The sequence below is a fragment of the Enterococcus crotali genome (genome assembly GCF_000633635.1).
GTDB classification, from domain to species: Bacteria; Bacillota; Bacilli; order Lactobacillales; family Enterococcaceae; genus Enterococcus_L; species Enterococcus_L crotali.
This window is the reverse complement of the sequence record NZ_AYPQ01000005.1, coordinates 108,858-135,121: the sequence shown is the minus strand read 5'-3', so window position 1 is coordinate 135,121 and position 26,264 is coordinate 108,858. Positions and strand designations below refer to the sequence as shown.

The following is a 26,264-nucleotide window of genomic DNA, read 5'->3' as shown; positions in this document are numbered from 1 at the left end:
CTGTTTATTCGATGCCAAGTGACTGGGATGTAACTCACGAAGTTATGTCCAAATCACTTCTTTTTATTATGCTTGAACCAAACGATAAACTTTTCTAAAATAAAATACACGCGCAATCAAGTAGTAAACGATTTGTATCAGTACAAACACACCTAATACTTGCCAGCCTGCCAGTTGCATTCCTTGATCAAACATATGATACATCGCTGTAAGTGCAACAGCCCCGTGGATCACTGAGACAACAATTGGCGTAAAGAAGAGAATACCCACTTGTTGATAAATCATCTTCTTCAATTCTTTTTTCGCTAAGCCCATTTTATAAATCATCTTAAATTTCTCAACATCGACATCCATATCACTATACAATCTGAAATATAGGAAGCTTCCAGCTGAGACGAAGAAGACGATTCCGATAAAGATTCCTACAAATAAAATTGGCGCATACTCATCCGTAATCATTTGTTGCGTATAGCTTTTTGCCATTAGAGACATATTTTTCTCTTGAAATTTACCAACGGAAACTAGCTTCTCATAACTCGCATTTTTAGGTTGCCAAACAGTCGTTATTCTACTTTCTAAATTTTGCAAGTTAGTATCATCTGGTACAACCACGGTCGTTCCATAAGCTGAGACAACATTTGTTTTTTCTGTTTTAGTCACAGGTAATGTACTCTCATCTGGTAATTTCACTTCATTTATCGTTACCTCTTTCATTCCCATAATATTGCCTGGCAATAAATGAACAGCCTCTCCTTGTGTTTGAATCGTTGGGTTTTCAACTAATTCTGCCAGATGATTATACTCAGACTCTTTAATAAAGTTCACTTGATCAGCACTCGTATATATCGTTAGTTCGCCTTCATCAACTTGAATACTGTTATCTGCTAATACTTGATTAAAGTTCTGTATGACAGGCGCTGTTTCTTCCGCTGTCCCTGTAATTTGAAACTCGTATGGCACTTGATTCATACTCTCTAAAATCATATTTTGAAACCCATATAATGTACCGATCGCAGCAAAAGCAACGGTTGAAATAATTGATACTAAGAAAAACGAACGCGCATTATCCTTCATTCGAAAAGCTAAATCAGAAAACACCACCATATTCGTTTTTTTCCAAAAGATCGATTGTTTCTTTTTTAAACGCTCAATTACTGAAACACTTAGTTGATTGAATAAAAAACGTGTCCCCACAACAACTAAGAAGATGACAGGAATCATAACTAGTGGAACTATCATTCCTTTAACTAACAATGCAATAGCATAACCTACACCAATCAATACGATTGCTAAAATAGTTTTAACATACGAACTTTTAATCGTCCCTTTGCCTAAATCTCCTGCTTTCAATAGTTCTTGTAAGCTTAACTTCGGCAAGCGGAATTGGATGAAAAATGAAATTGCTAAAAATAGGACTGCAAAAGAAATGACTGTTAATAGAAGTGCTTGTGCTGGGAAATAAAAGCCAAAATTCACATGCATCAATTTATTGCTTAACCATAAAATCACTTGTGAAAAACCAATTCCGGCAATGCTTCCGATAATCGTTGCAAAAAAACCAATGACTAAGTTTTCAATAAAAACCATTTTTTTCAATTGCTTAGGACTCATTCCTTGAATCATCAACAGACCAAATTCTTTTTTCCTAGATTGAATAAAAACATCCATCGAGTAGAGGACAAAGAAAAAGGCAAAGCCATAAATAATGATGCTGAGGCCAACATTCCAATTTGTGCATTTTTGTTTAATCCATTCGCCAATGCTGGATGAAAGGCAAACACTGTAAACGTGAAAAATACCATTACAGAAAACAGTGTACTTAAGAAATAAGCCATATAAAGATGCTTATTTCTTAAGGTATTTCGAATAACAAATTGACTAAAACTCATTATCGACACCTTCAATCTCAGATAGTTTCACCATGATTTCATCGTAAAACCTCTTTTGATTTCCATTTTGGTGAATTTCATCGATCAATTCACCATCTTTGATGAACACGATACGCTTGCAATAACTTGCTGCTAGCGGATCATGAGTCACCATTAAAATCGTTGCTCTTTCTTCTTCATTTAGTTGCTGTAATAATTGCATGACATCTTTCGATGATTTTGTATCTAAATTTCCAGTTGGCTCATCTGCCAATAATAATTGCGGCTGATGAATCATTGCACGAGCCACTGCTACACGTTGGGCTTGTCCACCAGAAATTTCTGCGATCCGTTTTTTTAACAAGCTAGCAATTCCTAAACGATCAGCGAGAATATTCAATTGTTTTTTCATAACAGAAATTTTTTCTCCGTCTAAAGTTAGCGGCAAAACAATATTCTCTTCTACTGTTAACGTTGGCATCAAATTGAAACTTTGAAAAATGAAACCTAGTTCTCTTCTTCTAAATTTTGCAATTTCTTCTTGATTTAACTGATTTGGATCTGTTCCATTCATTAAAATATGTCCAGATGTGGGTTGATCGATCGTTGCTATAAGATTCAAGAAAGTACTCTTTCCGCTTCCAGAAGGTCCCATGATCCCAATAAATTCGCTATCCTCAACAGTTAAGTTCAGGCCTTTTAATGCTTCATATTTAATTTCTTCTCCATATATTTTAGATACGTTTTCGACTTGTAACATTCATATCGCTCCTTTTCTCTATTTGCTTAGTCTAATCCAATAACACCGAACACACCATAGAAAAAATAACAGATTGCTTACACTTTTGTAAGCAGCCTGTTATTTCTTTTACGCTTCATATTCAATTACATAGGGATAAAGAGCTGTGTTGTAGATTGCTTCAGAAAACTCAACGATTTTACCAGAAAGACCAATCGATTTACGAATTCGTTTTAACCCATTTTTTTCAGAGGTAGCTAGAATTTCTTGTTGTTCAGACGTTAATTCAATCGTTTGGAAACTATCTTCAAACTTCATGATTTCGATTCCATGCTGATCCATTATGCGATATAAGGATTCCTGCTCAAAATCTTCTAATGGAACATCTGACAAACTCGTTGGTAGATAATAATTAAAATAGATATAAGGTTGATCCTCTAATGTATACAAACGCGACACTTTTACCGCTTTGGCTCCAAGGCATGAATAAATAGGAGAATCTGATGCTAACGTAACCGTTTCCAGCTTTAAGATTTTCTTTGCAACTTTTTGTCCTGAATCATTCAAGTACTCTGTAAAGGTACCTGCTTTGGACAATTTATTATATGGTCGATTACTTAGGATCGTTGTCCCTTTACCACTTTTTTTCTCTACTAATTCTTCTGATGATAATAACTCGATTGCACGGCGGACAGTGATTTTACTGACATCAAATAATTGCTCAAGTTCTGCTTCTGTCGGTAGCAATGAACCCACAGGATATGTACCATTCATGATATCTGCTTTGATTTGTTCTGCAACATCTAGATATAATACGCTTTTTCTTCTCATGTTATCCATCCTTATATTTTTAATTTAGTCTATCTTTTTATTTTTAATTATTCGTTATTGATTTAGATTATCCTAATTCTAATCGTATTTATGATTTAATTCAACCTTTCATCTAACGATCTAATACTATTTCATACATTATACCAAAGTTTACATTTGTGGAAAACTTTTTTAGATACGTGTTGCAAGCAACGTTTTTTATACAAACAACAATTGGTTACATCGATAATAAAAATGGAGCCAGCCTTCAAGCTAACTCCATTTTTTGATCGTTCTTACTCAACACCATGATCCATTGGTTCATCTTCTGCTACTGGTTCAAGAAACACTTTTCTTGGTTTACTGCCTTCTGATGGCCCAATCACACCATGTGCTTCTAATTCATCTACTAAACGTGCCGCACGATTATAGCCAATTCTAAATCGTCTTTGCAGTAAAGAAATACTTGCTGTCTGCATCTCTACAACTAAAGCTTTTGCTTCCTCATATAATTCATCTTGAGAAGCTTCATTACTGCCGCCAGTAGTTTCTTCCGTTGGCATCATACTTTCCTGATAATCCGCTTCTTGTTGTTCTGTTACAAAAGAAACGATTCTTTCCACTTCATGATCAGAAATAAAAGCGCCTTGCACACGAATCGGTTTGTTCTCACCCATCGGCAAGAATAACATATCTCCCCGACCTAAAAGTTTTTCTGCGCCATTACTATCAATTATCGTTCGTGAATCAGTTCCACTAGAAACTGCAAAAGCCATTCTTGAAGGAACATTAGCTTTGATGATTCCTGTGATAACATCCACACTTGGGCGTTGTGTGGCTAAAATCATATGGATTCCGGCCGCACGAGCCATTTGGGCCAAACGAATGATCGCATCTTCTACTTCATTACTGGCAACCATCATCAAATCAGCCAACTCATCGACAATCACCACAATAAACGGTAAAATCGGACGATTTTCGCCATCCTCTAGGTTCTTTTGAATCACTAATTCATTGTAACCAGAAATATTACGAACGCCAGTTGCTGCAAATTTTTCATAACGGAATTCCATTTCTTGTACAACTTTTTGCAACGCTTGGGCTGCCTTACGTGGATTAGTAACCACGGGTGTCAAAAGGTGAGGAATGCCGTTATAAACATTTAATTCCACCATCTTTGGATCGATCATCATTAGTTTTACTTCATGAGGTTTTGCTCTCATTAAAATACTAGAAATAATCCCATTGATTGCAACAGATTTCCCACTACCAGTTGATCCGGCAATCAATAAATGAGGCATTTTTGCTAAATCAGCTGACTGGACCATTCCAGAAATATCTCGTCCAAGCGGTACTTCCAATAATTTATCTGGATGACTTGGCTGTGCTTCAATAATATCTCTAAATGAAACTGTACTTACAGTGCTGTTTGGCACCTCGATCCCAATCAGTGATTTCCCTGGAATCGGCGCTTCCATCCGCACATCTTTAGCAGCCAGTGCTAAAGCAATATCATCTGTTAGACTAACGACCTTGCTCACTTTAACGCCTACTGCTGGTTGAATTTCAAATTTTGTAACAGCTGGGCCAAGACTTGCTTTGACTACTTTAGCATCAACACCGAAACTTTTGAATGTTTGTTCTAACACCCCAATATTTTTTTCAATTTTTTGATACTCTCCGCTTTGGTCAGCTGAAGGAATCGAATCTAATAACGTTGAAGGTGGTAGTTCGTAATCACGATCTTCTGCTTCTTCTGAAATTTCAAAATCTAATTCGCCACCTTCATCCATTTCTGGTTCTGCGACTACTTTTTGTTGCGCCGGCTGTGCTTCAGCTTGGCTTTGAAAACTGTCGATTGGAACAAGTGTTAACTGCTCTGGTTCCTGCAGGTCTCTTTCTTCTTGCTCCCTTGCTTCTTGGCTAATTTTTCACCAGGCGTTAATTCTCTTACGTCGTTTTTCAAACGTTCTTGCGCTTGCTTTTCCATTGCAGCCTGTTTAGCAGCGCGCTTTTCTGCTCGTTTGGCTTCTCTTTCAGCTTGACGTTCCGCACTTTTAGCCGTTAAACCGCTAAGTTTTTCCCGAACGTTCTGTAACCCGTTCATCACTTGTTGAAAATCAAGCATACTCATTAGAAAGACACCGATTGCTATCAATAATCCTGCAATCAAATAGCTGCCAAATTGAGCAACTAAAAAGAACGTCAGACTATAAAGAGCGGCACCGATCATACCACCACCAACATTTTGAGTGACTGTGCTTGCCTTTAAATCCATCCGAAGAAATTCCCATGTAGTTCCCATGATATCTGGTGTTTGCGTGCCGACATTGCGAAACATGTAGGCATGTAACAAGAGTAAAACACCTAAGTAAACAAATACTCCGCCAATTATCGGTCGGCTTTTTTTGATAGGAAATTCTTTTCCAAAAATAACTAAAGAAAGACCATATAGCATCAACAAAATCGCCGCTACTGAAAATGTATTGCCTATCACCACACGTAATCCATTGGCAATTAAAGTGCCAAGAAATCCTAATTTTAATAGTCCAAATAATCCGAAGAAGATAAAAAAGATACCGAGAAAAATGAAATTAAGATGTTCTTGCTGCTGTTGCTGTTTTTTTGTCTTTTTCTTTTTTGCACTTTTCCGTTTTTGTGCCATGTAACATCCCTCTTTTCAATCAGTATCCATTATACCTAAAAATCGAGCCGAACAAAAGTACCCCCATTGTTTCTCTTAAAATTTTAATGATTTGTAGTATTATTCATTATTTACTTGCCGTTCTTCTTTGGATACCAATTCCTGTCATCCCTGAGAGAATCGATAGAATCGGGCATAGCAAGATGAAGAAGCTAAACGGCGCATAGTCTAATGTGGAGACTTGTAAGGTACTTGCCATAAACACACCACTTACCCCCCAAGGAATCAATGAATTTAAAACAGTTCCAGAATCCTCTAACGCTCTAGACAGCACTTCTGGAGCAAGTTCTGCTTTATCATAGCTTTCTTTAAATGCACGACCAGGAAGAATGATCGATAGGTACTGCTCTCCGATCATCAGATTGGCCAAAGCGCCACTAAACACGGTTGCCGCAACCAAGCTGCCGGTTGATTTTAACTTATGAGCAAGTGGTGCCATTAGAACCGTAATTACATCCATTTTCATTAATAAACCACCTAATGACAACGTTAAGAGTATCAACGAAACTGACCACATCATACTTTGGATACCACCTCTAGTCAACAAAGCATCGATTTGTTCCATCCCAGTTTCTGAAACAAAGCCATTTTCTATAATTGTACTTAGCTGTTTTAAATCAACATTTTGTGTTTGAATCATATACATCACACTGGAAACTAAAATCGTTACTAACAATGAAGCGATAGCCGGAACTCGTTTGATCGAACAAACAACTAGTAACAAAATAGGTAAAACCGCCCACCAGCTAATCGCAAAATTAGCTTGTAATACTTCTAAAAACTGTTTTGTTTCTAATTCTGTTTGACCAATCTTCGTTTGAAATCCAAGTACTGTGTATAAAATAAATGAAATAATAAAAGCTGGGACCGTTGTCCACATCATGTTTTTAATATGCTTAAATAGATCTGCTCCTGCCACAGCTGAAGCTAAATTTGTCGTATCAGAAAGTGGTGACATTTTATCACCAAAAACAGCCCCTGAAATGATTGCTCCTGCTAAGATAGCTGAATTGAATCCCATTGAAATCCCCATACCCATCAAAGCTAAGCCAATTGTTGAAACGGTTGTAAACGCACTTCCGATCGAGATGCCCACAACAGCACAACTGACAAAAGCGGAAGGTAAAAAGATTTTTGTACTGATCACTGAAAAACCTGCGAACATCATCGTTGGAATGACGCCGCTTGCGATCCAAACTGCAATCAAAGCGCCAATCAAAATAAAAATGACCATAGGTACGATCCCAGTTTTCACACCTTCAATGATTCCTTCATGGATTTTATCCCATGAAGCGCCACGCCATTTACTCCAAGCAATCAGTAAACCTAATGCACATAAGACTGGAAAAATCGGACTCATCCCCACACCAATCACACAAATACTAATAATCAATAATAATGACAAAAATACAAGTAATGCTTCTTTTACACTTAATTCTTTCTTCATCTACGTTCCTCATTCTTTTTATAAATTTAATTGTTGCATACAAAAAATCCCTGACAATCTGAAATAGACTGTCAGGGACGAATAAACGTTGGAAACAAAAATTTTATTTTGTCTCCTACGCAAAATACACGCGGTACCACCCATAGTTGAAATTATACATAATCTCCACTCAAAAGACGCTAACGGATCTTACCCGAATTTATCATTTCGCTCCAGATTTGTATTTCAAGCCATTATTTTGGTCAACTTCCATCTACCGTTGACTTTCTGTCATTTCAAAACAACGCTCTACTATGAATCTTTCATCGCACTTATTACTATTATAACTTCTTAACGGTAAAAATCAAAACGACCTTTAGCCAACATTTCTTTGATCCCACCTGTTTCAAATAATGAACGATCCATGATCGCTTTTTTGATCACAGAAGCTGGGTAACCTTTCACTTCGATTTTTCCAACTTCACCAAAAGCATGACTGTTACCGATAGAAGCAACAGAACCTAATGATTTAAAGGTAAATTCTTTCGTTGGTTCCCCTTTTAATTGGGCTTTGATATTTTTCCCAGCATGTTCACCCATTTTAAGTGAAATTTGTGCAGTTGTTGGATAAGGACGATTTGATTCTTTATCCATCACAGCAGAACAGTCACCAATGATATAAACATTGCTGTGATCTGCATCTGTTAAATCAGGGTTAACCATCACACGGCCACGTTTAGCAGCAAAACCGGAATCACCAACAACGTGACTTCCACTAACACCCGTCGTCCAGATGATCGTTTTAGCTTTTAGCTCATTTAACTCATTTGTTTCTTGGTTATCTAAATAAACAACCGTATCTTGTTTGATTTCTTTAATCGGTTTTCCAACTAAGAAGTTGACACCCCATTTTTTCAAATGATCGATACCGTAGCCGCCAAGCTTTTCACTAAACATTGGCAATAAGCGAGTAACTGCTTCAACACAGTATAATTGGATTTTTTCAGGTTCAACACCAGCGATTTCAGCTAGTTTTTTCTTTCCTTCATGTAATGAACCTAATAATTCAATTCCGGTAAAACCAGCACCGCAGACAACAATTTTTAAGCAATCTTCGTCTTTGGTTTCTTTATAAGCGTTCATTTGCTCGGTTAGATGTTGATAGACTTTTTCTGATGTTGGGATATCGACCATTTTTAATGAAAACTCTTCAACACCAGGAATGCCAAATGATTCTGATTCATAGCCTAATGCTACGATCAAATAATCATAGGAAATAGCTTCTTGATCTTTCAAATGAACCAGTTGGTTTTCACTATCGATTTTTTCCACTCGACCTTGGACAAATGTTGTACAAGCTGCTTTTACGACATCTTTGATTGGATAGGTAATTCTTTCAGATGTCTGAATCCCTGCCGCAACTTCATGAATATCAGTTGCTTCAAAGTGGTAATCGTTTTGATCGACCAATGTGATTTTTAGATCATTATTGCCTTTTTGTAATTCATGTAGCGCTCTTAAACCGGCATAGCCAGCGCCTAAAATAACGACGTGCTTACTCATGTTAAAATCCCCTCTTAACCTTTTTATTTTATTATTTAAGCCACAATCCTATGGCAAAAAATACAACTTGTGCCAGTGCGCCAACTGCTAAAATTCTCACAGCGCAAATAAATGTTTTTGTTTTTACTTGTTCGTTTAAAAATAGCTTCGTTTGCTTCCAAATAAAGGGCAAAACGAGTAACGTCAATAACATCGTGATCGGTGTTAAGCCTAAAACAACGCTCAATACGATCGATGCAAATGCAATCACGATCAATCCAACAAACAAACCAATCGACGCTTTCTTTCCTAAATAATGCACTAAGGTAAAGCGATGATTCATTTCATCCTCTTCTAAATCACAAATATTATTTGCTAACATTAAATTAGCGATTAAACAAGTATTAGGCAATGACACTAAAAAGATACTGCCGATATTACCCATTGTCCACTGAAAAGAATCGAATGTATTGATATAGACACAAATCAACATGATCATAAAGCCCATCGTAAATCCTGAAAAGAATTCACCCAAAGGCAAGCTTGATAATGGTTTAGGTCCAGAAGAATAAAAGATTCCGATCAAGTAACAATAAAGCCCTAGCCATAACAACGGCCAACCGACAACCATAGACAGGCCGATACCCATCAATGCAGAAATTGCGATCATCCAAATGATCCAGCGACGAATCATCGACAAGGATAGATTCTCTCGCCCAATAATATTCGTTTTTTCTTTATAATCATGCCCTTCTTTAGCATGATGGTAATCATTATAGTTATCTAAAATATCAACAGCCATATTAAAAATAAACATCGCAATAAAATAAATAAGAACATAACCTAAATGTAAACGTCCATAATGGTACCAACTAAAACAAATCCCTAAAAGAAAGGGTAAAACACTGGCTGTCTTTGCTTTTAATTCAACTAATTCAAAAAATACTTCTCTATTCAAATTATACTCTTCTCTCCTTATAATATTTAGTTTTATGCTCACAGAATAATTTGCTTGTATTTCTTTACCAACATCGTATACAATCAATAGTATTGAATTACTGAAAGGAATATTGGTTATGAATGATTTTTGGAAAGAATTTCCTATTATCCAACAACAATTAAATGAAACTTGTGAACTGATCAAACATCAAGTTAAAATACGAAACAAAGAAATTGAAGCAGCCCTGATCGAACTAACTTATTCTGGCGGAAAATTACTACGCCCTGCCTTCTTTTTTTTATTTGCTCAAATCGGTGATGAAGAAAAACAAGACCACAAGCAATTGATCAAAATCGCTGCTTCCATCGAAATCCTGCACATGGCAACGTTGATACATGATGATATCATCGATGATTCACCACTTCGCAGAGGAGCCGTTACGATCCAATCCCGCTATGGGAAAGATATTGCCGTTTATACAGGAGATTTATTATTTACCGAATTTTTTGAATTACTTGCTGATACGATGAATGGTTCTGATTTCCTACATACAAACGCTTCTGCGATGAAACGATTACTGCTTGGTGAATTAGATCAAATGCATACACGCTATAAAAAAGATATGACTATTTCTGATTACTTACGTAGCGTCAATGGAAAAACAGCCGAATTATTCTCCTTAAGCTGTCTAGAAGGTGCTCACTTTGGTTATGCTAGTGCAGAAGTACAACGCTTAGCAAAACGAATTGGTCGCCATATCGGCATTGCGTTTCAAGTCTATGATGATATCTTAGACTATACAGCGGATGTAAAAACCTTGAAAAAACCCGTTTTAGAAGATTTAGCCCAAGGAGTCTACACGTTACCCTTGATTTTTGCAATGCAAAAAGCTCCCGAACACTTTGCTGTTTATTTAGAAAAAGGCGCTGCTATCACAGACATACAGGCTATTGAAACAGCTAAACTCGTTCACGAACTAGATGGAGTTAACGATGCTAAAGCATTTGCGAAACGTGTCACTGAAAAAGCATTGACCGATATCCAAAAATTACCTGATTGTTTAGGTAAAGAACAACTAACTTTACTAACAGAACTATTGCTACAGCGGTCATTCTAATTCCTTACTACGCTTTTAAAAGTTTGAGATTAGGATAGAAGTATTTATAGTTGCTTTTTCCCACCGTTTATCCAGATTCATTGAGGCTGAGATGTAACTCGTAGAGTCATGTCTCAGCCTCGTCTTTTTATTTTATTCGTAAATAAGTACTTTCGTCAACCAATCAATTCTTGTTCATACCTCGATCAATTGCATACAATTGTTGGTAATGAAGATTCGTCGCTAACAATTCTTGTGGTGAACCACTCATTTCTAATTGCCCATCTTCAATAAATACCACTCGATCCATCATATGAACACCTTGTAAGTGATGGGTGATCCAAATAATCGTTTTATCTTTTAACGTATCAAAAAATGTATCTAATAATTGTTGCTCTGTAATTGGATCCAGACCTGTCGTTGGTTCATCCAGCAACACAATAGGCGTATCTTGAAGTAAAATCCGAGCTAATGCTAAACGGTGACGTTCACCACCAGAAAAACGCAAACCAGCTTCGTCTACCATCGTCAATAAGCCGTCTGGTAACCCTTCGATCATTTCCTTTAGACCAACCTTATCCAACACTTGCCAAACCTCTTCTTCTGACGCTTCTTCTCGTCCAATTCGGACATTATTTAAAATCGTCGTTCTAAAAAGATAAGGCGTTTGGTGAATCACTCCGATTGATTGTGTGATTTGATCCCCAAACTCAGCTGTATCAATTCCACCTAATGTAATCGTTCCTGTATCAGGCTGTAAATCTCCACGAATCAACGTTGCTAACGTACTTTTCCCAGAACCACTACGTCCCAAAATCGCCAATTTCTCTTTTGAATGAATGGTCAAATTCAAGTCTTCTAAAACAAGCTTTGATGTTCCTTCATAAGAAAATGATAGATCACTGATTTTGATTTCTGTATCTGTGATCGTTAGATCTTTTGGTACAACATTTACTTCTTCTGGTTCAGGTAAATCGTTCAAACGTTTGATTGAATCTTTATAGATATTTGTTTCTTGCACTGCATCAGGTAGCGGTGCAAATGCATCGATCAACGGAAATACCGTCAAGGTAAACGCTGCAATCCAGTTAGCCGCACCACCATGATCACCAGGAAAACGGACACTAGTCCAAGCTAAAATCGTAACAGTGATCACACCAAATGCAACCTGTAAAATAAAATCACGAAAACGATTAAATCGTTTGATCTGTTCATCCAACTGACGAAGTTTTGCCTCTTCTGCTTCATAAGAATGAACAAATTCCTGACCACGCTGGCTAAATACCCAATCAGACACACCTAAAATATTATCTGTCAGTGTTTTGTATAATTCATTTTTAGACACTTTCTGCTTTTCTTGTCTGGCACCGTTCACTAACACTGAGATCAAAGGCAATAGAAAAATCACGACACCTAACATCAACAGCATACATAAACCAAACCACCATGAAAACAAACCCAGTCCAATAATAATAAAGATATATAACAACCAAGCGATCACTGTAGGGAAAATCGTGCGTAAATATAAATTCTGCAAGTGATTGATATCTTCAGACAACAAACCTAAAATATCACCCGTTTGGTATTTTGATTTAAAGAAAATTGCATCTTTCTCTAAAACCATATAAAGCTTCAGGCGTAAGTCCGACGTCATTTTCAAGACCCAATTATGACTGACTAAACGCTCGATATAACGGAAAACTGGACGGCTGATCCCAAAAGCTCGTGTTAATACGATTGGAATATAAATCATCAAAATATTTTCCGGAAGTGATGCTGCTCGGCTAATTAAATAACCTGAATTAAACATCAAAGCACCTGCACTAAAGAAAGTCAAAAAGCCTAAAATCAACGCTAGATATAATAAGCCTTTATATTTTTTCAAGAACGGTTTGACCCATTGATCTTTTTCGTATAATTCTTTATTTGTTGGGGTATTTTCCATTATTCTGTCCCCCTCATTTGATTCACTAATTTCACATAGTAACCATTTTTCTCAGTCAATTCAGCCAGCGTTCCTGCTTCAACCAGTTGACCTTTATCCATTACTAAAATATAATCCATTTCCGCCATCCAATGTAATCGATGGGTGGCAAAAAAGACAAGATGATCTTCCATTAGCGGCAACATTCTTTCCTTTAATTCCACTTCCGTTTCGATATCTAAGTGAGCAGTTGGTTCATCAAATAATAGAACGCGACGTGTTTTGTCTAAAAAAGCTCTAGCAAGCGCCACACGCTGTGCTTGTCCGCCACTTAACATTCTCCCACTTTCACCGATCACCGTGTTTAAACCGTCTGTAAACTCTGTTACAAGCGTTTCTAATCCGACTAATTGAACTGCGGCTAACACTTGCTCATCTGTGGCATCCGGCGTGTAAAAGCGGACATTATTCGCTAAAGTATCTTGGAATATATATGGAGACTGTGGAATGTAAAGTACTTGCTTTTGCCATTCTTTTTGCAGAAAATGTGGAATCACTTGTCCATCGACTTTGATTTTTGTTGTTTCAGCATCTGGTTCTAAAAAGCCACTCAATACATTGATCAAGGTCGATTTCCCAGAACCGCTAGCGCCGATGATCCCAATTTTTTGATATCCTTTTGCTGCAAAATCCAGGCTTTTTAAAGCAGGCAGTGTTGCCTCTTCATATTGGAACGTCAATTGATCAGCTGATAATTCACTCAACGCTGTCCAATCCCCTAAAGTAAGACGGTCCGTTTCAGTCATTTCTGGTAAATCCAAGACAGCTTGAATTGCTTGAAATGAATTTTTTCCATCTAACGTCGCATGATAATCACTGGCAAAATCACGAACTGGTAAGAAGAACTCTGGTGCTAGAATCAATGTCGTCAAAGCCGGAAATAATAAAATCCCGCCTTCTAACAAACTCAAGCCTAAAAACACCGCCACAACCGCTACAGATAATGTTGTAAAAAAGTCCAAAGCAAACGTTGATAGAATCGCGATTTTCAGTGTACTCATCGTTGCTTCTCTGAAACGCTCACTTGTATTATAAATACTGCCAGCATATTTTTTACTCAAGCCAAACAACTTCAACGTGTCTAATCCTCTTAATGAATCAATAAAGTGATTCGACAAAATCTGGAATGCCTTATATTGTTTATCTGCTTTACTTTGTGCTGCATAACCCAGAATGATCATAAAAATAATGATCATAGGAAATACAACCAATAAAACGATTCCTGAACGAACATCTAAGGTAAACACAAAAATCAAAATGATCCACGGAATGATCATCATATTCATGATTTTCATCAAGATCAAATGCAAATAATTTTCTGTCTGACTGATTCCTTCCAGCGCCATTGTGATCATATTTCCCGTACCATTCTTTTGAACAACAGTCGGTCCAAGTCGAAACACTTTTTGCAACAAGGCTTCTCTTAATTCACGAGAGCGATCATAACTAAAGGTATCCAACATTTTCTCACGAAGATACGTTACCACATGTCTGCCAGTATAAAACAAAAAGAACACCAAAATATTCAACAGCTGATCTTGTAATTGACCACCTTCCCATAACCCAACAACGGCTTTCGCTAAATAAAATGCTTGTCCTATAATAAATACTGCTTGCAGGAAAGAAAAACCTGCAAGCAAGATCATGATATTTTTGATTTTCGGCATTTTTAAGATGGCTTTATCGATCATCCTTCATACCCCACAGCAGCAATTGCTGGATGTTTGATCCGTTTTCTAAAGACATAATAAGACCAACCTGTATAGGCTAATACAAATGGTAAGATCGTTAGTGATAACCAGGTCATAGTTTTCAATGTATAAGGAGAACTTGATGCATCTTTGATCAAGATATCATAGTACCCTTCACTACCAACCATCACACGTGGGAATAAACCACTGAATAATAACGCCACTAAAAGAATCAATGTTAAGCCACTCGCCAGAAAAGCCAACATTTCTTTTTTCTTAAAGACACTTACATTGGCAACAACTGTTAATACGACGATTCCTAAAACCAATAATAAAGTCACTAAGAAGTTATTATCAAAGAAATCTGTTTTAAAGTACAACAATGCGGCAAACACAACTAAACCAACATATAAAACCCAATAGAAGAATGATGCATAGTTACGTGCTCGTTCTCTAACTGGTCCTTCTGTTTTTAAAGCAATATAGTTTAAACCATGTAAATAGCATAATAAAGTCAACGCAACGCCACCAACCACAGAAAACACATTAATATAATCTGTAAATGACGCCATCATATTTCCATCTGCATCAAGCGGCATTCCTTGAACTAAATCAATGAATAAAACCCCAAAGAAAAATGGGACGATAAAGCTACCGATCGATAATGTCCAGTTCCACATTCTACGACGTTTGCCATCCGGCATACGGTGACGGAATTCAAATGACACTCCGCGAATGATCAAACCAACTAAAATAATAAACAAAATCAAGTAAAATCCGCTAAATAATGAAGCATACCAGTATGGGAAAGACGCGAACATCGCTCCACCTGCTGTTAATAACCATACTTCATTTCCATCCCAAACCGGTCCAATCGTTTGGATGATCTGTTCTTTTTCTTCTTCATCGTGCGCTAATGTTTGAACCGACATCCCCACGCCAAAGTCAAACCCTTCTAAGAAGAAGAAGCCTGAGAATAAAATACCGATCAGTACAAACCAAAGTAATTGCAACGTACTCATTCGCCAAAGACCTCCTTATCAAATGGATCTACATCAGTAGAGTTCGCCTCTGCTAATTTCTTTTCTTCATAATCTGGTCCTTTTTTAAGTTCTACTGTGATCAAGTAAACCATCACTGAACCTAGACCTGCAAAAAGAATAAAGTAAATAATGTTTGATGTTAATAATGAAGCGACTGATACGTTTGGTGAGACACTATCTTCGATCGTAAATAGACCATAAACAGTCCAAGGATAACGACCAAGCTCAGTGATCAACCAACCCGTTGTATTTGCTAAGAATGGTGCAAACGTACATAATGCCACGATCCAAACCATCCAGCGTTTTTCATAAAGTGAAGGTTTTTTCTTACGACTAAAGAATAATCCTAAAGCTGAAACTAACAGCATCAATGCGCCAAATCCAGCCATGACTCTAAAGCTCCAGAATAGTGTGTTGACTGGTGGATAATAATTTTTATCATCCCCATATTGTTCTTTCAAACGTTCATTGACTGTTTCCATCCCATCTACAGAACCAGATAAGCTATTGTAAGAAAGGATACTTAACATATAAGGAATTTGAATCCCAAATACTTGTTTGTGTTGAGCTTCATCCGCCCATGCGATCAATGTCCAAGCGGCCGGATCACCAGAATCTTCGTAATCCCCCTCCATTGCTGCAAATTTCATTGGTTGATCATTGATCAAGGCTTTCATTTGTAAGTCACCTGTAAATAAAACAGAAAGTGAACCAAATAAAGCAATCCATAAACCAATACGCATAGATGTTTTGTGGAAATTCATATCACGTTTTTTCAAAATTTGGAACGCTGCAAGACCTGCAACGATCATTCCGCCCATCACAATTGCACCAGACAGAACGTGTGTAAACTCATACCAAACTTTTGGATTGCCGATAACAGCCCCAAAGTCGATCAACTCTGCACGACCATTATTTAATGTATAGCCAACTGGATGTTGCATGAAACTGTTTGCCGCTAGAATCCAGAAAGCTGACATCATTGAACCAAATACCACCAACCAAATAAATGTTAAATGTAGTTTAGGATTTACTTTGTCCCAAGTAAAGATCCATAAACCTAAAAATGTTGATTCTAAAAAGAATGCAAGTAACGCTTCGATCGCAAGTGGAGCACCAAAAATATCTCCAACAAAACGAGAATAATCTGACCAGTTCATCCCAAACTGGAATTCTTGAATAATTCCTGTTACAACTCCGACTGCAAAACTTAATAGAAAAATGTTGCCCCAAAACTTCGCCATTTTGCGATAACGTTCATCTTTTTTTACGACATACATTGTTTCCATGACTGCAACTACAAGTGCTAATCCTATTGAAAACGGTACGAAGAAGTAATGAAAGACGGTCGTCATTGCAAACTGGAATCTTGCTAATGTTACAATATCAAACATCAATAATCCCCCTTGTTTTTACTGTCTCCACAAAAAGAATAAGCTGATTTCATTCAAAGTAATTATTCATTTGTACAGTTGGTTGGTGCTGTCAAAATGAATCAAAACCTAGAATAAAATAAACCTAAATACAATATATGTGTGGAAACTCTTTTTATTAAATTTAGAATGATTCCAATTTAGAGTATACTCCTTTTATTGTAAATTACAAATCTTTCTGCCCTTTTTTCACTAAATTATTCCTTTAGTCTAGGCGAAAAATAAGAAAACTGAGTTTAAATGACAGAATACAAAAAAACACTTTGCTTAAAGTGATTTTTTTTACTTTACAATTTTAATTTAGGACTGAATTAAAAATATATACGTTACAGCACAGATCAGCATTGTGTATCGAATGCAAATTAGCTTAAACTCCAAAAGTTACGACTTTCCAGGACTTCCAAAATTCATCTTTTTTTAATAACCACATCCAACCTTTGTGATGAGAGCCTGGCATAAAACCAGAATTTTGATCATTTTCTTCTCCAACCTCAAAATCAGAATACAAAACAATGAAATCTTTTTTGTCTGCATTTTTTAGACTTTTATTTTCTTGATTTTCTGTTAAATAATGGTTGATTTCCATATTCGATTTTTCTTCATCATAGTACAGTTTCGTCATCTCACAGTTAGTAAATCCTTTAAACTCTTTCTTCACACGAGCAATCGCCGTTTCAATTTCAGTAGTTTTAAATTTTTCAGACTTATCCACTGTCATAACAGCATTTTCTGTTGATCCTTTTTTACCACTTATGGACACACTATAAGCAATAATAAGAATCAACAATAAAGCAATCCATACCTTCTTTTTCACCAACAACACCCCAATACATCTATTATTCCAATAGAATTGTTTTTAAGTTTCAAACCTAAAATCATTTTGAGTTAACCCTTTATTCTTTATTTTAGCAACCCTTTTTCTTCAGAATAATCCATATATTTATAAACTTTCTCAATCTTATCGTGCTTCACTTTCTCTATTTTTTTCTGAGTAAAGCCTGCAATAATCCCCTTATTCTGCATTTCTTCAATCATTGCAGTCAATTGATAGAATTCTGTCAACAGTTGTTCTTCATTTGTTTCATCAGCTCTTGAAGGGTGATGATCATCAAAGCCGAATCTGATTGCCTTTGACAATGCTTGTTGGATCTCTGCACACTCTTCCATCGCAACTAAAGCTAGATATTCATTTTTTCTCATCTTTTGACTCTCCTCATACTTTGTCTTTGAAATAATCAACATACACTGGCACTGCCGCCTCTTTTAGAACACCTTTGGCAACCTCAGGTCTATTCGGACTTTTTGAAAAAATCTCTTCACTACCGATCATAATATTAAAGCCGGCGATCTCAGCTAATTCATCATGCCCCAAACTATAAACCATTCTCCCTAAATTGCTCCACACCATAGCTCCGGCGCACATACAACAGGGTTCACAACTTGTATATAGGGTATATTCTGATAAATCTGTTATTTTTTGACTCGTACAAAAATCACGAATAATGCCTAATTCTGCGTGATAGGTGGGATCGCTTTCTGTGTGAATCTGATTTTCACCAGTTAAAACAACTTTATCGTTTTTGACAAGTACCGCTCCAAAGGGTTCATTTCCATTATTGCCAGCGTCTTTAGCAAGTTTTAGGGCTTGTTTCATGAATTTAGCATCTAGTTCAGCTTGCTGTTGTATTACTTCTATATTATTCTTCACGATGAACACCTTCCTCTCAAAAATTAGTTATCTATTTTCATCCTCAATTAAATTGTAACATGAAATCTAATTCTATTTATCAACTAGTTGTGTTTAATCTGATATCCATAAAAACATTCAATATACAACTTATATACCAATCATTTTTTCAAAAAAATAACCAGAGAGCACTCTCTGGTTATTTAATAAATCTTCTATTTTTTAATACCAAACAATTGGTATCTCACAACTAAATGAAGCAAAAAAACCATTACTTATATCATTATCTTTAGATGAGGCTTCAAAAGATAAATATACTTTAGAAATACTTTCATCCAGATTATTTATAATAACAGCATTATTTTCAATAACTGGTTCTACCGTTACACCTTGTTTATCTGTAGAGCCACTAACTGTTCTTTCACCATCAAATTGTTTAGAGTATTTCACAGGATGCTCCATCACGAATTTTTTAGTTAATTTATCCACATAAACGGTTGGCAAATTCACATTCATCCCCCCAAATGCTTGAATAGATTTTAGTTTAGGTAATTCTGATAACATACTAAAATCGCGGATATTTGCATAACCAAAATATAAATTTTCAAGATTTTGTAATTCGCCAAAAGGGGTAATATTTAGTACTTGTTCTTCATCCCCTTGTATCAATGAAGAATACGCATGATATTCTTTCAAGTTATTCATACCAGAAATAGGACGAAAATCAGTGATTCCTAAACCACTAATTTGTATTTTTTCAGCATTTATTGCATATTGAACTCCTTCTATAGATCCATTATCAGTGCCACTTATCTCTTTAATTTCACTCATTTGTTGAGCTGTCGGCAATTCATTTTCTACCGGTTCTTCAATTTGATCGACCATACTTTTTCTTAACCAATCATCTGAGACGTATATTTTTTTCTCATTTGCTAAAGTTCCTTGACTGAAAACACCGAAACTTATAATTACGCCCAAAACAAAAACTCCTGTTATCAAATTCATTTTACTCTTTTTCAAAAAAATTCCTCCTTTTTGTTAACAATATCATTATATAACAAAACAAAACGATTTAACAAGCTATTTATGCATTAATTATTTGTTTTTCGATATAAATTGCATATATAACGCAGATTAAAAAGAACTATTCAATCAATTATTTATGATTATTTTCACATAATTAAAAAACATTCCACTTTATCCCAACCGAAGATACTCTCTTTAGTCAGGCGAGTAGAATGCTTTTTTATTACGTTTAAAATATGTTCCTTAGTTAACGAGGATCAGTCTTGTTTCATCGCTGCTTTCAACGCTTGTGCTAATGCACTTTCTTCTGGTTCTTCTTTTTGCGAGTACTTCTTCACTAACTTACGTTCTTCATGTTTACTTAGTTTTTTACTACGTTCTTTTTTATCCTGCATTTTTTCCGTGATCGAACAGTATTTACATTTGAAGTATGAACCGTTTTTACCATCAATGATTTCCATTTTACGATGGCATTGTGTACAACGGTGGTTGGAAACTTTAGGATCTTTTCTACGGCGATAGCTACAATCTTGGTTGGAACAGGTATAGATTTTGCCGTCTTTAGTATTCTTCTCACGCAAGTTTGAGCCACATTCCGGGCATTTCTTTTGTGTGATTGAAAAATCCTGGTATTTGCTTTCGCTTTGTTTGATCTCGTTGACTAATTTTTTCGTATCTTGTTCGATTTCTTTTAGGAAAACAGTACTACTTTGTTTGCCTTTGGCGATTGCTTCTAATGTTTTTTCCCATTTTTCAGTTAATTCAGGCGTAACTAATGATGGGTTGACTAGTTCCAATAGTTGCTTGCCTTTTGGTGAAACATTAAGCCCATTGGTATTGCGTTCCATCAACTCTGACTTGATCAGTTTTTCAATGATTTCTGCACGCGTTGCCGGAGTACCTAAGCTGTGTTTTTCCATCAAACCTAGTAACGTTCCTTCAGTCAATGGTTTTGGTGGCGCAGTTAATTCTTTGTTAATGGTAAAATTCGGCGGAATCACCATGCCTAGTTTCCAATCAACAGATGGAATAATGTCTTCTTTTTCTTGTTTCCAGCCGGCAACTTCAACTTTACTTTGACGGAAGATAAATTGCTCTTTGCCAAAGCTTACAGTTACTTTTGTTTGTTTTGTGCGATGGGCTTCAGCAAACATTCCTAAGAAACGAGTGACGATCATGTTATAGATTTTTTGTTCATCAGCGCTTAACTTTTCATAACGTGGACGTTGTTCTGTTGGGATCAAGCATGGTGATCGGTCACTTTTTCATTTTGGAATACTTTAGTCAATTTAACTTGACCGCCGTCTTTAATATACGTTTTGACTTCTGGCGCAAAATCACTCACTGCCTGTAATCGCTCTTTCATCGTTGCTTTCATATCTGTGGTTAAATATTTACTATCTGTTCTTGGGTATGTCACGATTTTATGGAATTCGTAGAGACTTTGGACTAGGGACAAAGTTTTCTTCGCTGAAAATTGATAACGCTGGTTGGCTTCTCTTTGAATTTCAGTTAAATCATAAGGTAAAGGTGCTTGCTCTGTTTTCGTTTTTTCTTGGATATCGGTTACTTTGCCTTTTCCTTCGCTTAGTTTTTTCACAAAAGCTTCTACATCATTGCGTTCTTTAAAGGCATAGGGGTTACTTTGAACCAGTTTAGCTTTTTCTTTTTGAACTTGCAGCTCGACTGAAAAATAAGTTTGTGGTCTAAAGCCTTCGATTTTCTTTTCTTGTTGACGGACTAACGATAATGTTGGCGTTTGTACTCGTCCAGCGGATAAGCTGTCTTGATATTTCACTGTTAATGCTCTAGTCACGTTCAATCCGACTAACCAGTCTGCTTTGGCACGAGCTAATGCTGAATAATATAAGTTGTCATATTCTTTAGCTGGTCGTAATCTTTTAAAACCGTCTTTGATTGCTTTATCTGTTTGAGAAGAGATCCATAGGCGTTTAACTGGTTTGTTAAAATGCACATATTCTAGAATCCAACGGGCAACGAGTTCTCCCTCACGTCCTGCATCTGTTGCAATCACCGCTTCGGTAACATCTTTGCGGTTCGCTAATTGTTTGATCGCTTTTAATTGATGCCCTGTTTTGGGTAATGGCTTGATTCCTAGATTTTTTGGCACCATCGGTAAAGTCTCCATTTGCCAAGACTGCCATTCTTTATTGATATCCTCAGGCATCTTTAAGCCTAATAGATGTCCTAACGCCCAAGTCACAATCACATTTGGGCCTTCGTAGTAACTTTTATTTTTTTGATTTGCGCCTAGTACTTTACTTAAATCTTTAGCAACACTAGGTTTTTCAGCAATAATTAGTTGTTTATTTGCCACTTCTTTCACTCACTTTCTGCATTCCTTATATAAATTGAATTTATCTCTAAAATGTTAATATGTTGATTTTACCACACTCGGCTTGTTCTTTTCGCCTGTTATTGAAGCTTTTTAATTGAAATGTAAATAGAAGAACTATATACTTACTAATTGTAAGTATAAAAATAATGATTCTCAAGGAGATACTATGATCACAATTGAATTTTTTCACGACGTTATTTGCAGTTTTTGTTTTCCCATGTCGTATAGAATGAGGCAAGTCCAAAAAGAAATGCCTGAAATAAAAATTATTCACCGCTCTTTTGCCTTAGCTAGAGATACAAAAGCTCACGAGCAAATGTTTGGTTCAAGAGAAAATGCAAAGAACGAAATTTTATCCCACTGGGTTCATGCGAATCAAAATGATGACCTTCATCGATTTAACATCGAAGGAATGAGAGAAGCAGATTTTCTTTTTCCCACTTCTATGAATGGGTTACTTGCTGCAAAAGCAGCTGGAGTTGTAGGCGGCGAAATTAGCTATTGGGCGGTTTTTGACGCATTACAAACAGGGTTATTTGTCGATAGTCAAAATATTGAAGACACTACAGTGATTGAATCGATCGTTAAAAATAGTTCGATTGATTTTGAAAAATGGCAGCATGCTTTCAATGATCCAGCTACTTTAATGTTAGTTGAAGACGATTTTCGTTTAGCAAATGCCTATCAACTTACAGGTGTCCCAGCATTGATCGTTAATGGAAAATATCTGATCAACGGTGCACAGCCAATTGATCAAATCATGCAGACAATTGAGACGATCAAAGAAAAAGAAACACCGATTCTTGAAGTAATCGAAAATAGTGACTCGGAAAATGGGTCTTGTACTATGGAAGATGGTAAATGGGTTTGTAAGGACTAAAAGGAACAATCTTGAAGAAAAGCAACTTTCTAAAAAACCATTGTTGCTTTTTTTTTGAAAAGAACGTAAAGATATCTTTACCCACCGATTTGACTGTGCTAAAATAAAGTAAAGATATCTTTACGATAATTAGGAGCTTATAATCATGAACGTTCATAATAAGATCAAAGAAATACGTGAAAGTAAAAAAATACCTCAAATTCAGATGGCCTCTGATTTAGGTGTTTCTAGACAAACAATGAATGCTATTGAAAAAACGAAGTATAACCCAAGCCTAGAGTTATCTTTAAAAATAGCAAAGTATTTTAATATGCATGTTGAAGAGATTTTTCAGTTAGAGGAGGAATAATAGATGATTTTTGTACAAATACTTATAATGATTATTTTTATATTTACCGCAGTGTTTGCAATGGCATCCGTATTTAATGCCATTCATGTATTACTTCAGGTAAAAAAAGGGGAATTAGATGAATTAGAGAAAAAAACGGTTTCAGATTCATTAGTCTATACGATGCTTGTTCTATTGTTCTTGCATTTAATTCAATTTATTTTAGGAATGATCTTCAATTTTAGGCCGAATAGTCCAATCCATTACTACTCAATTATTTCTGGCGGACTACCTTTCAGGGAAGTCATGGGAAATTCTCCTTGGCATTTCGAAGCACTCTTTTTCGATTTTTTGATTTTTTCAATCATTTATTTTTTCAGAAAACGAAAATACAGAATATAGAACAGAGGATGGGAAAAGCGTTTAAACGCTTTTTACCCATCCTCTTACCTTTTTCTTAGTTTTTTAAACAAGGCTTGATTTACAACATTTTGGCTTTGCACAATCATTATGGCGTTCATGAAAATCATCGCCACTTTCAAATGTCACTGCTTGTAGATCTTTTAGCAAAGCTAACCCTTTATATTGCTGCAGATCCTCATCACATTCTTCACACCAACGCTCATCCCCAGCATTCCAGAACGCCGCTAAGTAATTGACTTTTGTATTTATGTATTCATATGTTGAAGAAAGTTCTTGCCATTGTTTTATGTAATAACGTTCTGCATCTTCTAAACAATCAAAGGTTTTATTTTCCTCGATATCTTCCTGCCAGTCTTCAAAAAACCACCAAGGCTCATTATCGCCATACATGGTAACCACTTGGTACATTGATCGATCACTCCAATTCTTTCTACAAGAGCTATTCTAGTCACTTAGAGTGAAACTTTCAACTTAAGTGCTTGTGAAATAGTTTTTTGCTTAAACATTGATTGTTTTAATTTTACCATAAATTGGAATAAACATAAGAATAAATTTGTTTTTCTCTCTCTATCGTTGCGAATGGAAAGACCATTTGCTAAAATATGGAAAGAATAGAAAGGAACCTCTTTGATTATGAAAAAACCTGTATTTTGGAACTCAATTGCTATTTATTTACTATTGTATAATAATATTTTACTTGTCATATCGTTGATCTTGGCGTTGAAAACTGTCGTTGGAGGAAATGCTAGCTTTGGCTCGGATGTTTGGTATCAGATATTTGTATTTCTTATTTATATTATTGAAATTGCCGGGTTGATGACAGGTGGTAAAAAAGGCTATATCGCCTCTATGCTGTTTATTCCATTTGTTTTTTTAATGTACTTTTATCCACCGATGATGGTCAGCATGTTTCCAAAAATGATCATGTTGGCATTTCGTGTTGTTGAACTTGTTTCAATGGTTTATCTAGTTGTTTCACCAGAGTCGAGAACTTATTTGCGTAGCTATGATCAAAAAACGAGTAGGAAAAATTCCTACTCGTTTTTTAGATATATTGCAAGACTTTTTCTTCTTGATACGCTTGATCGATCAAGCCTCCACCAAGACATTCCATGCCATCATAAAAGACGACTGCTTGCCCTGGAGTGATTGCACGAACAGGCTCAGAGAAAATCACTTTGGCTGTCGTTCCGTCGCCAGTCAACACAACTTTGACTGGAATATCATCTTGGCGATAACGGAATTTCGCGCTACATTCAAATTCTCTTGGCATTTCTGTATCAACTGTGAAATGAATGTCACTTGCATCTAAATGCGTTGCATATAATTGTTCATGATGAAATCCTTGTCCAACATATAATGTGTTCGTTGCTAGATCTTTGCCCACTACAAACCATGGGTCTTGCGAGCCTTTGCCGCCGCCGATTCCTAAGCCTTGGCGTTGTCCGATCGTATAATACATCAACCCATCATGTTGCCCTTTGATTTCTCCATCTAAAGTCACCATATTCCCTTTGTTAGCAGGTAAATAGGTACTTAAAAATTGCTTGAAGTTCTTTTCTCCAATAAAACAGATACCTGTTGAATCTTTTTTCTTTGCAGTTGCTAAATCAGCACGTTCTGCGATTGCTCGAACTTCTGATTTTTCCATGCCTCCTAAAGGAAACATCGTTTTAGCTAATTGCGCTTGAGACAATTGACTCAAGAAATACGTTTGATCTTTATTGTTATCCACACCTCGTAACATACGCACAGTGCCATCTTCTTTTCGTTCGACTTGAGCGTAATGTCCAGTTGCTACATAATCTGCTCCTAGTTGCATAGCGTACTCCAAAAAGGCTTTGAATTTGATTTCTTTATTACACATCACATCAGGATTTGGCGTCCGTCCCAAGCGATATTCTTTAAGAAAATATTCAAATACACGGTCCCAATATTCCTTTTCAAAGTTTACAGAATAGTAAGGAATACCGATTTGGTCGGCAACTTTCGCTACATCTTTGTAATCTTCGGTGGCTGTACAGACACCATTTTCATCCGTGTCATCCCAGTTTTTCATAAAGATGCCCACGACATCATAGCCTTGCTCTTTTAAAAGCAGTGCTGTAACAGAAGAATCTACACCTCCGCTCATGCCCACAACGACACGAGTTTTGCTGTTATCTGTCATTTGATCACCATCATTTCAATTTAGATTCTGAATGCATCTACGATTTGAAGGTCGTAACTTTTCAGTGATACTTATTATACTAGTATTTTTGAAGAAGTAAAGCTCTTAGAAATGG

19 protein-coding genes and 3 pseudogenes are annotated in these 26,264 nt (G+C 36.3%); 4 read left to right on the top strand and 18 right to left on the bottom strand.

The window, feature by feature from the left end:
• Positions 1-66 precede the first annotated feature (66 nt).
• From V192_RS20160 to V192_RS0112450, 7 genes and pseudogenes are all read right to left on the bottom strand, one after another.
• Positions 67-1,889: pseudogene (locus tag V192_RS20160) on the bottom strand (FtsX-like permease family protein).
• The gene (locus V192_RS0112475; protein ID WP_025872234.1) at positions 1,879-2,628 is read right to left on the bottom strand and encodes an ABC transporter ATP-binding protein; all 750 of its coding nucleotides are present in this window, start codon (positions 2,626-2,628) and stop codon (positions 1,879-1,881) included. The pseudogene V192_RS20160 and the gene V192_RS0112475 overlap by 11 nt, the downstream one beginning before the upstream one ends.
• A 108-nt stretch (positions 2,629-2,736) precedes the next feature.
• Positions 2,737-3,438 (bottom strand): GntR family transcriptional regulator, encoded by a 702-nt coding sequence (locus V192_RS0112470; RefSeq protein ID WP_025872231.1) that lies wholly within the window; start codon positions 3,436-3,438, stop codon positions 2,737-2,739.
• A gap of 275 nt (positions 3,439-3,713) precedes the next feature.
• Positions 3,714-6,082: pseudogene (locus V192_RS22615) on the bottom strand (FtsK/SpoIIIE family DNA translocase).
• A gap of 106 nt (positions 6,083-6,188) precedes the next feature.
• Entirely contained in the window at positions 6,189-7,568 is a 1,380-nt protein-coding gene (gene nhaC / locus V192_RS0112460) for a Na+/H+ antiporter NhaC (RefSeq protein ID WP_025872229.1), read from the bottom strand.
• A 330-nt stretch (positions 7,569-7,898) separates the two neighbouring features.
• A complete protein-coding gene (locus V192_RS0112455; protein ID WP_025872227.1) occupies positions 7,899-9,110 on the bottom strand; it encodes an NAD(P)/FAD-dependent oxidoreductase in 1,212 nt (403 codons plus the stop codon).
• Between the two features lie 31 nt (positions 9,111-9,141).
• A complete protein-coding gene (locus tag V192_RS0112450) occupies positions 9,142-10,047 on the bottom strand; it encodes a prenyltransferase (RefSeq protein ID WP_025872225.1) in 906 nt (301 codons plus the stop codon).
• Positions 10,048-10,165: 118 nt separating this feature from the next.
• On the opposite strand from V192_RS0112450, the gene V192_RS0112445 reads away from it, so the two are divergent.
• Positions 10,166-11,146 (top strand): polyprenyl synthetase family protein, encoded by a 981-nt coding sequence (locus V192_RS0112445; protein WP_025872222.1) that lies wholly within the window; start codon positions 10,166-10,168, stop codon positions 11,144-11,146.
• Positions 11,147-11,309: 163 nt separating this feature from the next.
• On the opposite strand, the gene cydC is transcribed toward V192_RS0112445, so the two are convergent.
• The 9 genes and pseudogenes from cydC to V192_RS20150 form a co-directional block, all read right to left on the bottom strand.
• Positions 11,310-13,070, bottom strand: a complete 1,761-nt coding sequence (gene cydC, locus V192_RS0112440) for a thiol reductant ABC exporter subunit CydC (protein WP_035011374.1) — start codon at positions 13,068-13,070, stop codon at positions 11,310-11,312.
• Positions 13,070-14,800, bottom strand: a complete 1,731-nt coding sequence (gene cydD / locus V192_RS0112435; protein WP_025872218.1) for a thiol reductant ABC exporter subunit CydD — start codon at positions 14,798-14,800, stop codon at positions 13,070-13,072. The genes cydC and cydD overlap by 1 nt, the downstream gene beginning before the upstream one ends.
• Positions 14,797-15,822 carry a cytochrome d ubiquinol oxidase subunit II gene (gene cydB, locus V192_RS0112430; protein ID WP_025872215.1) on the bottom strand — a complete coding sequence of 342 codons (1,026 nt, stop codon included), beginning with the start codon at positions 15,820-15,822 and terminating at the stop codon, positions 14,797-14,799. Before cydB ends, cydD begins: the two co-directional genes overlap by 4 nt.
• Positions 15,819-17,237, bottom strand: coding sequence for a cytochrome ubiquinol oxidase subunit I (locus V192_RS0112425; protein ID WP_025872213.1), 1,419 nt, complete (start codon positions 17,235-17,237; stop codon positions 15,819-15,821). The genes cydB and V192_RS0112425 overlap by 4 nt, the downstream gene beginning before the upstream one ends.
• 406 nt (positions 17,238-17,643) lie before the next feature.
• A complete protein-coding gene (locus V192_RS0112420; RefSeq protein ID WP_025872211.1) occupies positions 17,644-18,090 on the bottom strand; it encodes a hypothetical protein in 447 nt (148 codons plus the stop codon).
• Between the two features lie 86 nt (positions 18,091-18,176).
• The gene (locus V192_RS0112415) at positions 18,177-18,476 is read right to left on the bottom strand and encodes a nucleoside triphosphate pyrophosphohydrolase family protein (protein ID WP_025872209.1); all 300 of its coding nucleotides are present in this window, start codon (positions 18,474-18,476) and stop codon (positions 18,177-18,179) included.
• 13 nt (positions 18,477-18,489) lie between these two features.
• Complete coding sequence (locus V192_RS0112410) at positions 18,490-18,984, bottom strand: nucleoside deaminase (RefSeq protein ID WP_275574540.1); 495 nt, start codon at positions 18,982-18,984, stop codon at positions 18,490-18,492.
• A gap of 201 nt (positions 18,985-19,185) precedes the next feature.
• Positions 19,186-19,983, bottom strand: coding sequence for a leucine-rich repeat domain-containing protein (locus V192_RS0112405; protein WP_025872206.1), 798 nt, complete (start codon positions 19,981-19,983; stop codon positions 19,186-19,188).
• Between the two features lie 263 nt (positions 19,984-20,246).
• Positions 20,247-22,327 (bottom strand): annotated as a pseudogene (locus tag V192_RS20150) (DNA topoisomerase III).
• Between the two features lie 187 nt (positions 22,328-22,514).
• On the opposite strand from V192_RS20150, the gene V192_RS0112395 reads away from it, so the two are divergent.
• From V192_RS0112395 to V192_RS0112385, 3 genes are all read left to right on the top strand, one after another.
• Entirely contained in the window at positions 22,515-23,228 is a 714-nt protein-coding gene (locus tag V192_RS0112395; RefSeq protein WP_128080822.1) for a DsbA family oxidoreductase, read from the top strand.
• 145 nt (positions 23,229-23,373) lie between these two features.
• Positions 23,374-23,577 (top strand): helix-turn-helix transcriptional regulator, encoded by a 204-nt coding sequence (locus V192_RS0112390; RefSeq protein ID WP_025872204.1) that lies wholly within the window; start codon positions 23,374-23,376, stop codon positions 23,575-23,577.
• A gap of 3 nt (positions 23,578-23,580) precedes the next feature.
• Positions 23,581-23,958 carry a hypothetical protein gene (locus tag V192_RS0112385; RefSeq protein WP_025872203.1) on the top strand — a complete coding sequence of 126 codons (378 nt, stop codon included), beginning with the start codon at positions 23,581-23,583 and terminating at the stop codon, positions 23,956-23,958.
• Between the two features lie 63 nt (positions 23,959-24,021).
• Here the strand turns inward: V192_RS0112385 and V192_RS0112380 are convergent, their stop codons facing one another.
• On the bottom strand, positions 24,022-24,387 hold the full coding sequence (locus V192_RS0112380; RefSeq protein WP_025872201.1) for a DUF1033 family protein: 366 nt from the start codon (positions 24,385-24,387) through the stop codon (positions 24,022-24,024).
• Between the two features lie 637 nt (positions 24,388-25,024).
• Entirely contained in the window at positions 25,025-26,149 is a 1,125-nt protein-coding gene (gene mnmA, locus V192_RS0112375) for a tRNA 2-thiouridine(34) synthase MnmA (protein ID WP_025872199.1), read from the bottom strand.
• Positions 26,150-26,264: the final 115 nt, after the last annotated feature.

Bases quoted from the DNA above. Each gene is read 5' to 3' on its own strand.
- V192_RS0112475 (WP_025872234.1), bottom strand. From the start codon at position 2,628: ATGTTACAAGTCGAAAACGTATCTAAAATATATGGAGAAGAAATTAAA.
- V192_RS0112470 (WP_025872231.1), bottom strand. From the start codon at position 3,438: ATGAGAAGAAAAAGCGTATTATATCTAGATGTTGCAGAACAAATCAAA.
- nhaC (WP_025872229.1), bottom strand. From the start codon at position 7,568: ATGAAGAAAGAATTAAGTGTAAAAGAAGCATTACTTGTATTTTTGTCA.
- V192_RS0112455 (WP_025872227.1), bottom strand. From the start codon at position 9,110: ATGAGTAAGCACGTCGTTATTTTAGGCGCTGGCTATGCCGGTTTAAGA.
- V192_RS0112445 (WP_025872222.1), top strand. From the start codon at position 10,166: ATGAATGATTTTTGGAAAGAATTTCCTATTATCCAACAACAATTAAAT.
- cydC (WP_035011374.1), bottom strand. From the start codon at position 13,070: ATGGAAAATACCCCAACAAATAAAGAATTATACGAAAAAGATCAATGG.
- cydD (WP_025872218.1), bottom strand. From the start codon at position 14,800: ATGATCGATAAAGCCATCTTAAAAATGCCGAAAATCAAAAATATCATG.
- cydB (WP_025872215.1), bottom strand. From the start codon at position 15,822: ATGAGTACGTTGCAATTACTTTGGTTTGTACTGATCGGTATTTTATTC.
- V192_RS0112425 (WP_025872213.1), bottom strand. From the start codon at position 17,237: ATGTTTGATATTGTAACATTAGCAAGATTCCAGTTTGCAATGACGACC.
- V192_RS0112415 (WP_025872209.1), bottom strand. From the start codon at position 18,476: ATGAGAAAAAATGAATATCTAGCTTTAGTTGCGATGGAAGAGTGTGCA.
- V192_RS0112395 (WP_128080822.1), top strand. From the start codon at position 22,515: ATGATCACAATTGAATTTTTTCACGACGTTATTTGCAGTTTTTGTTTT.
- V192_RS0112390 (WP_025872204.1), top strand. From the start codon at position 23,374: ATGAACGTTCATAATAAGATCAAAGAAATACGTGAAAGTAAAAAAATA.
- V192_RS0112385 (WP_025872203.1), top strand. From the start codon at position 23,581: ATGATTTTTGTACAAATACTTATAATGATTATTTTTATATTTACCGCA.
- V192_RS0112380 (WP_025872201.1), bottom strand. From the start codon at position 24,387: ATGTACCAAGTGGTTACCATGTATGGCGATAATGAGCCTTGGTGGTTT.
- mnmA (WP_025872199.1), bottom strand. From the start codon at position 26,149: ATGACAGATAACAGCAAAACTCGTGTCGTTGTGGGCATGAGCGGAGGT.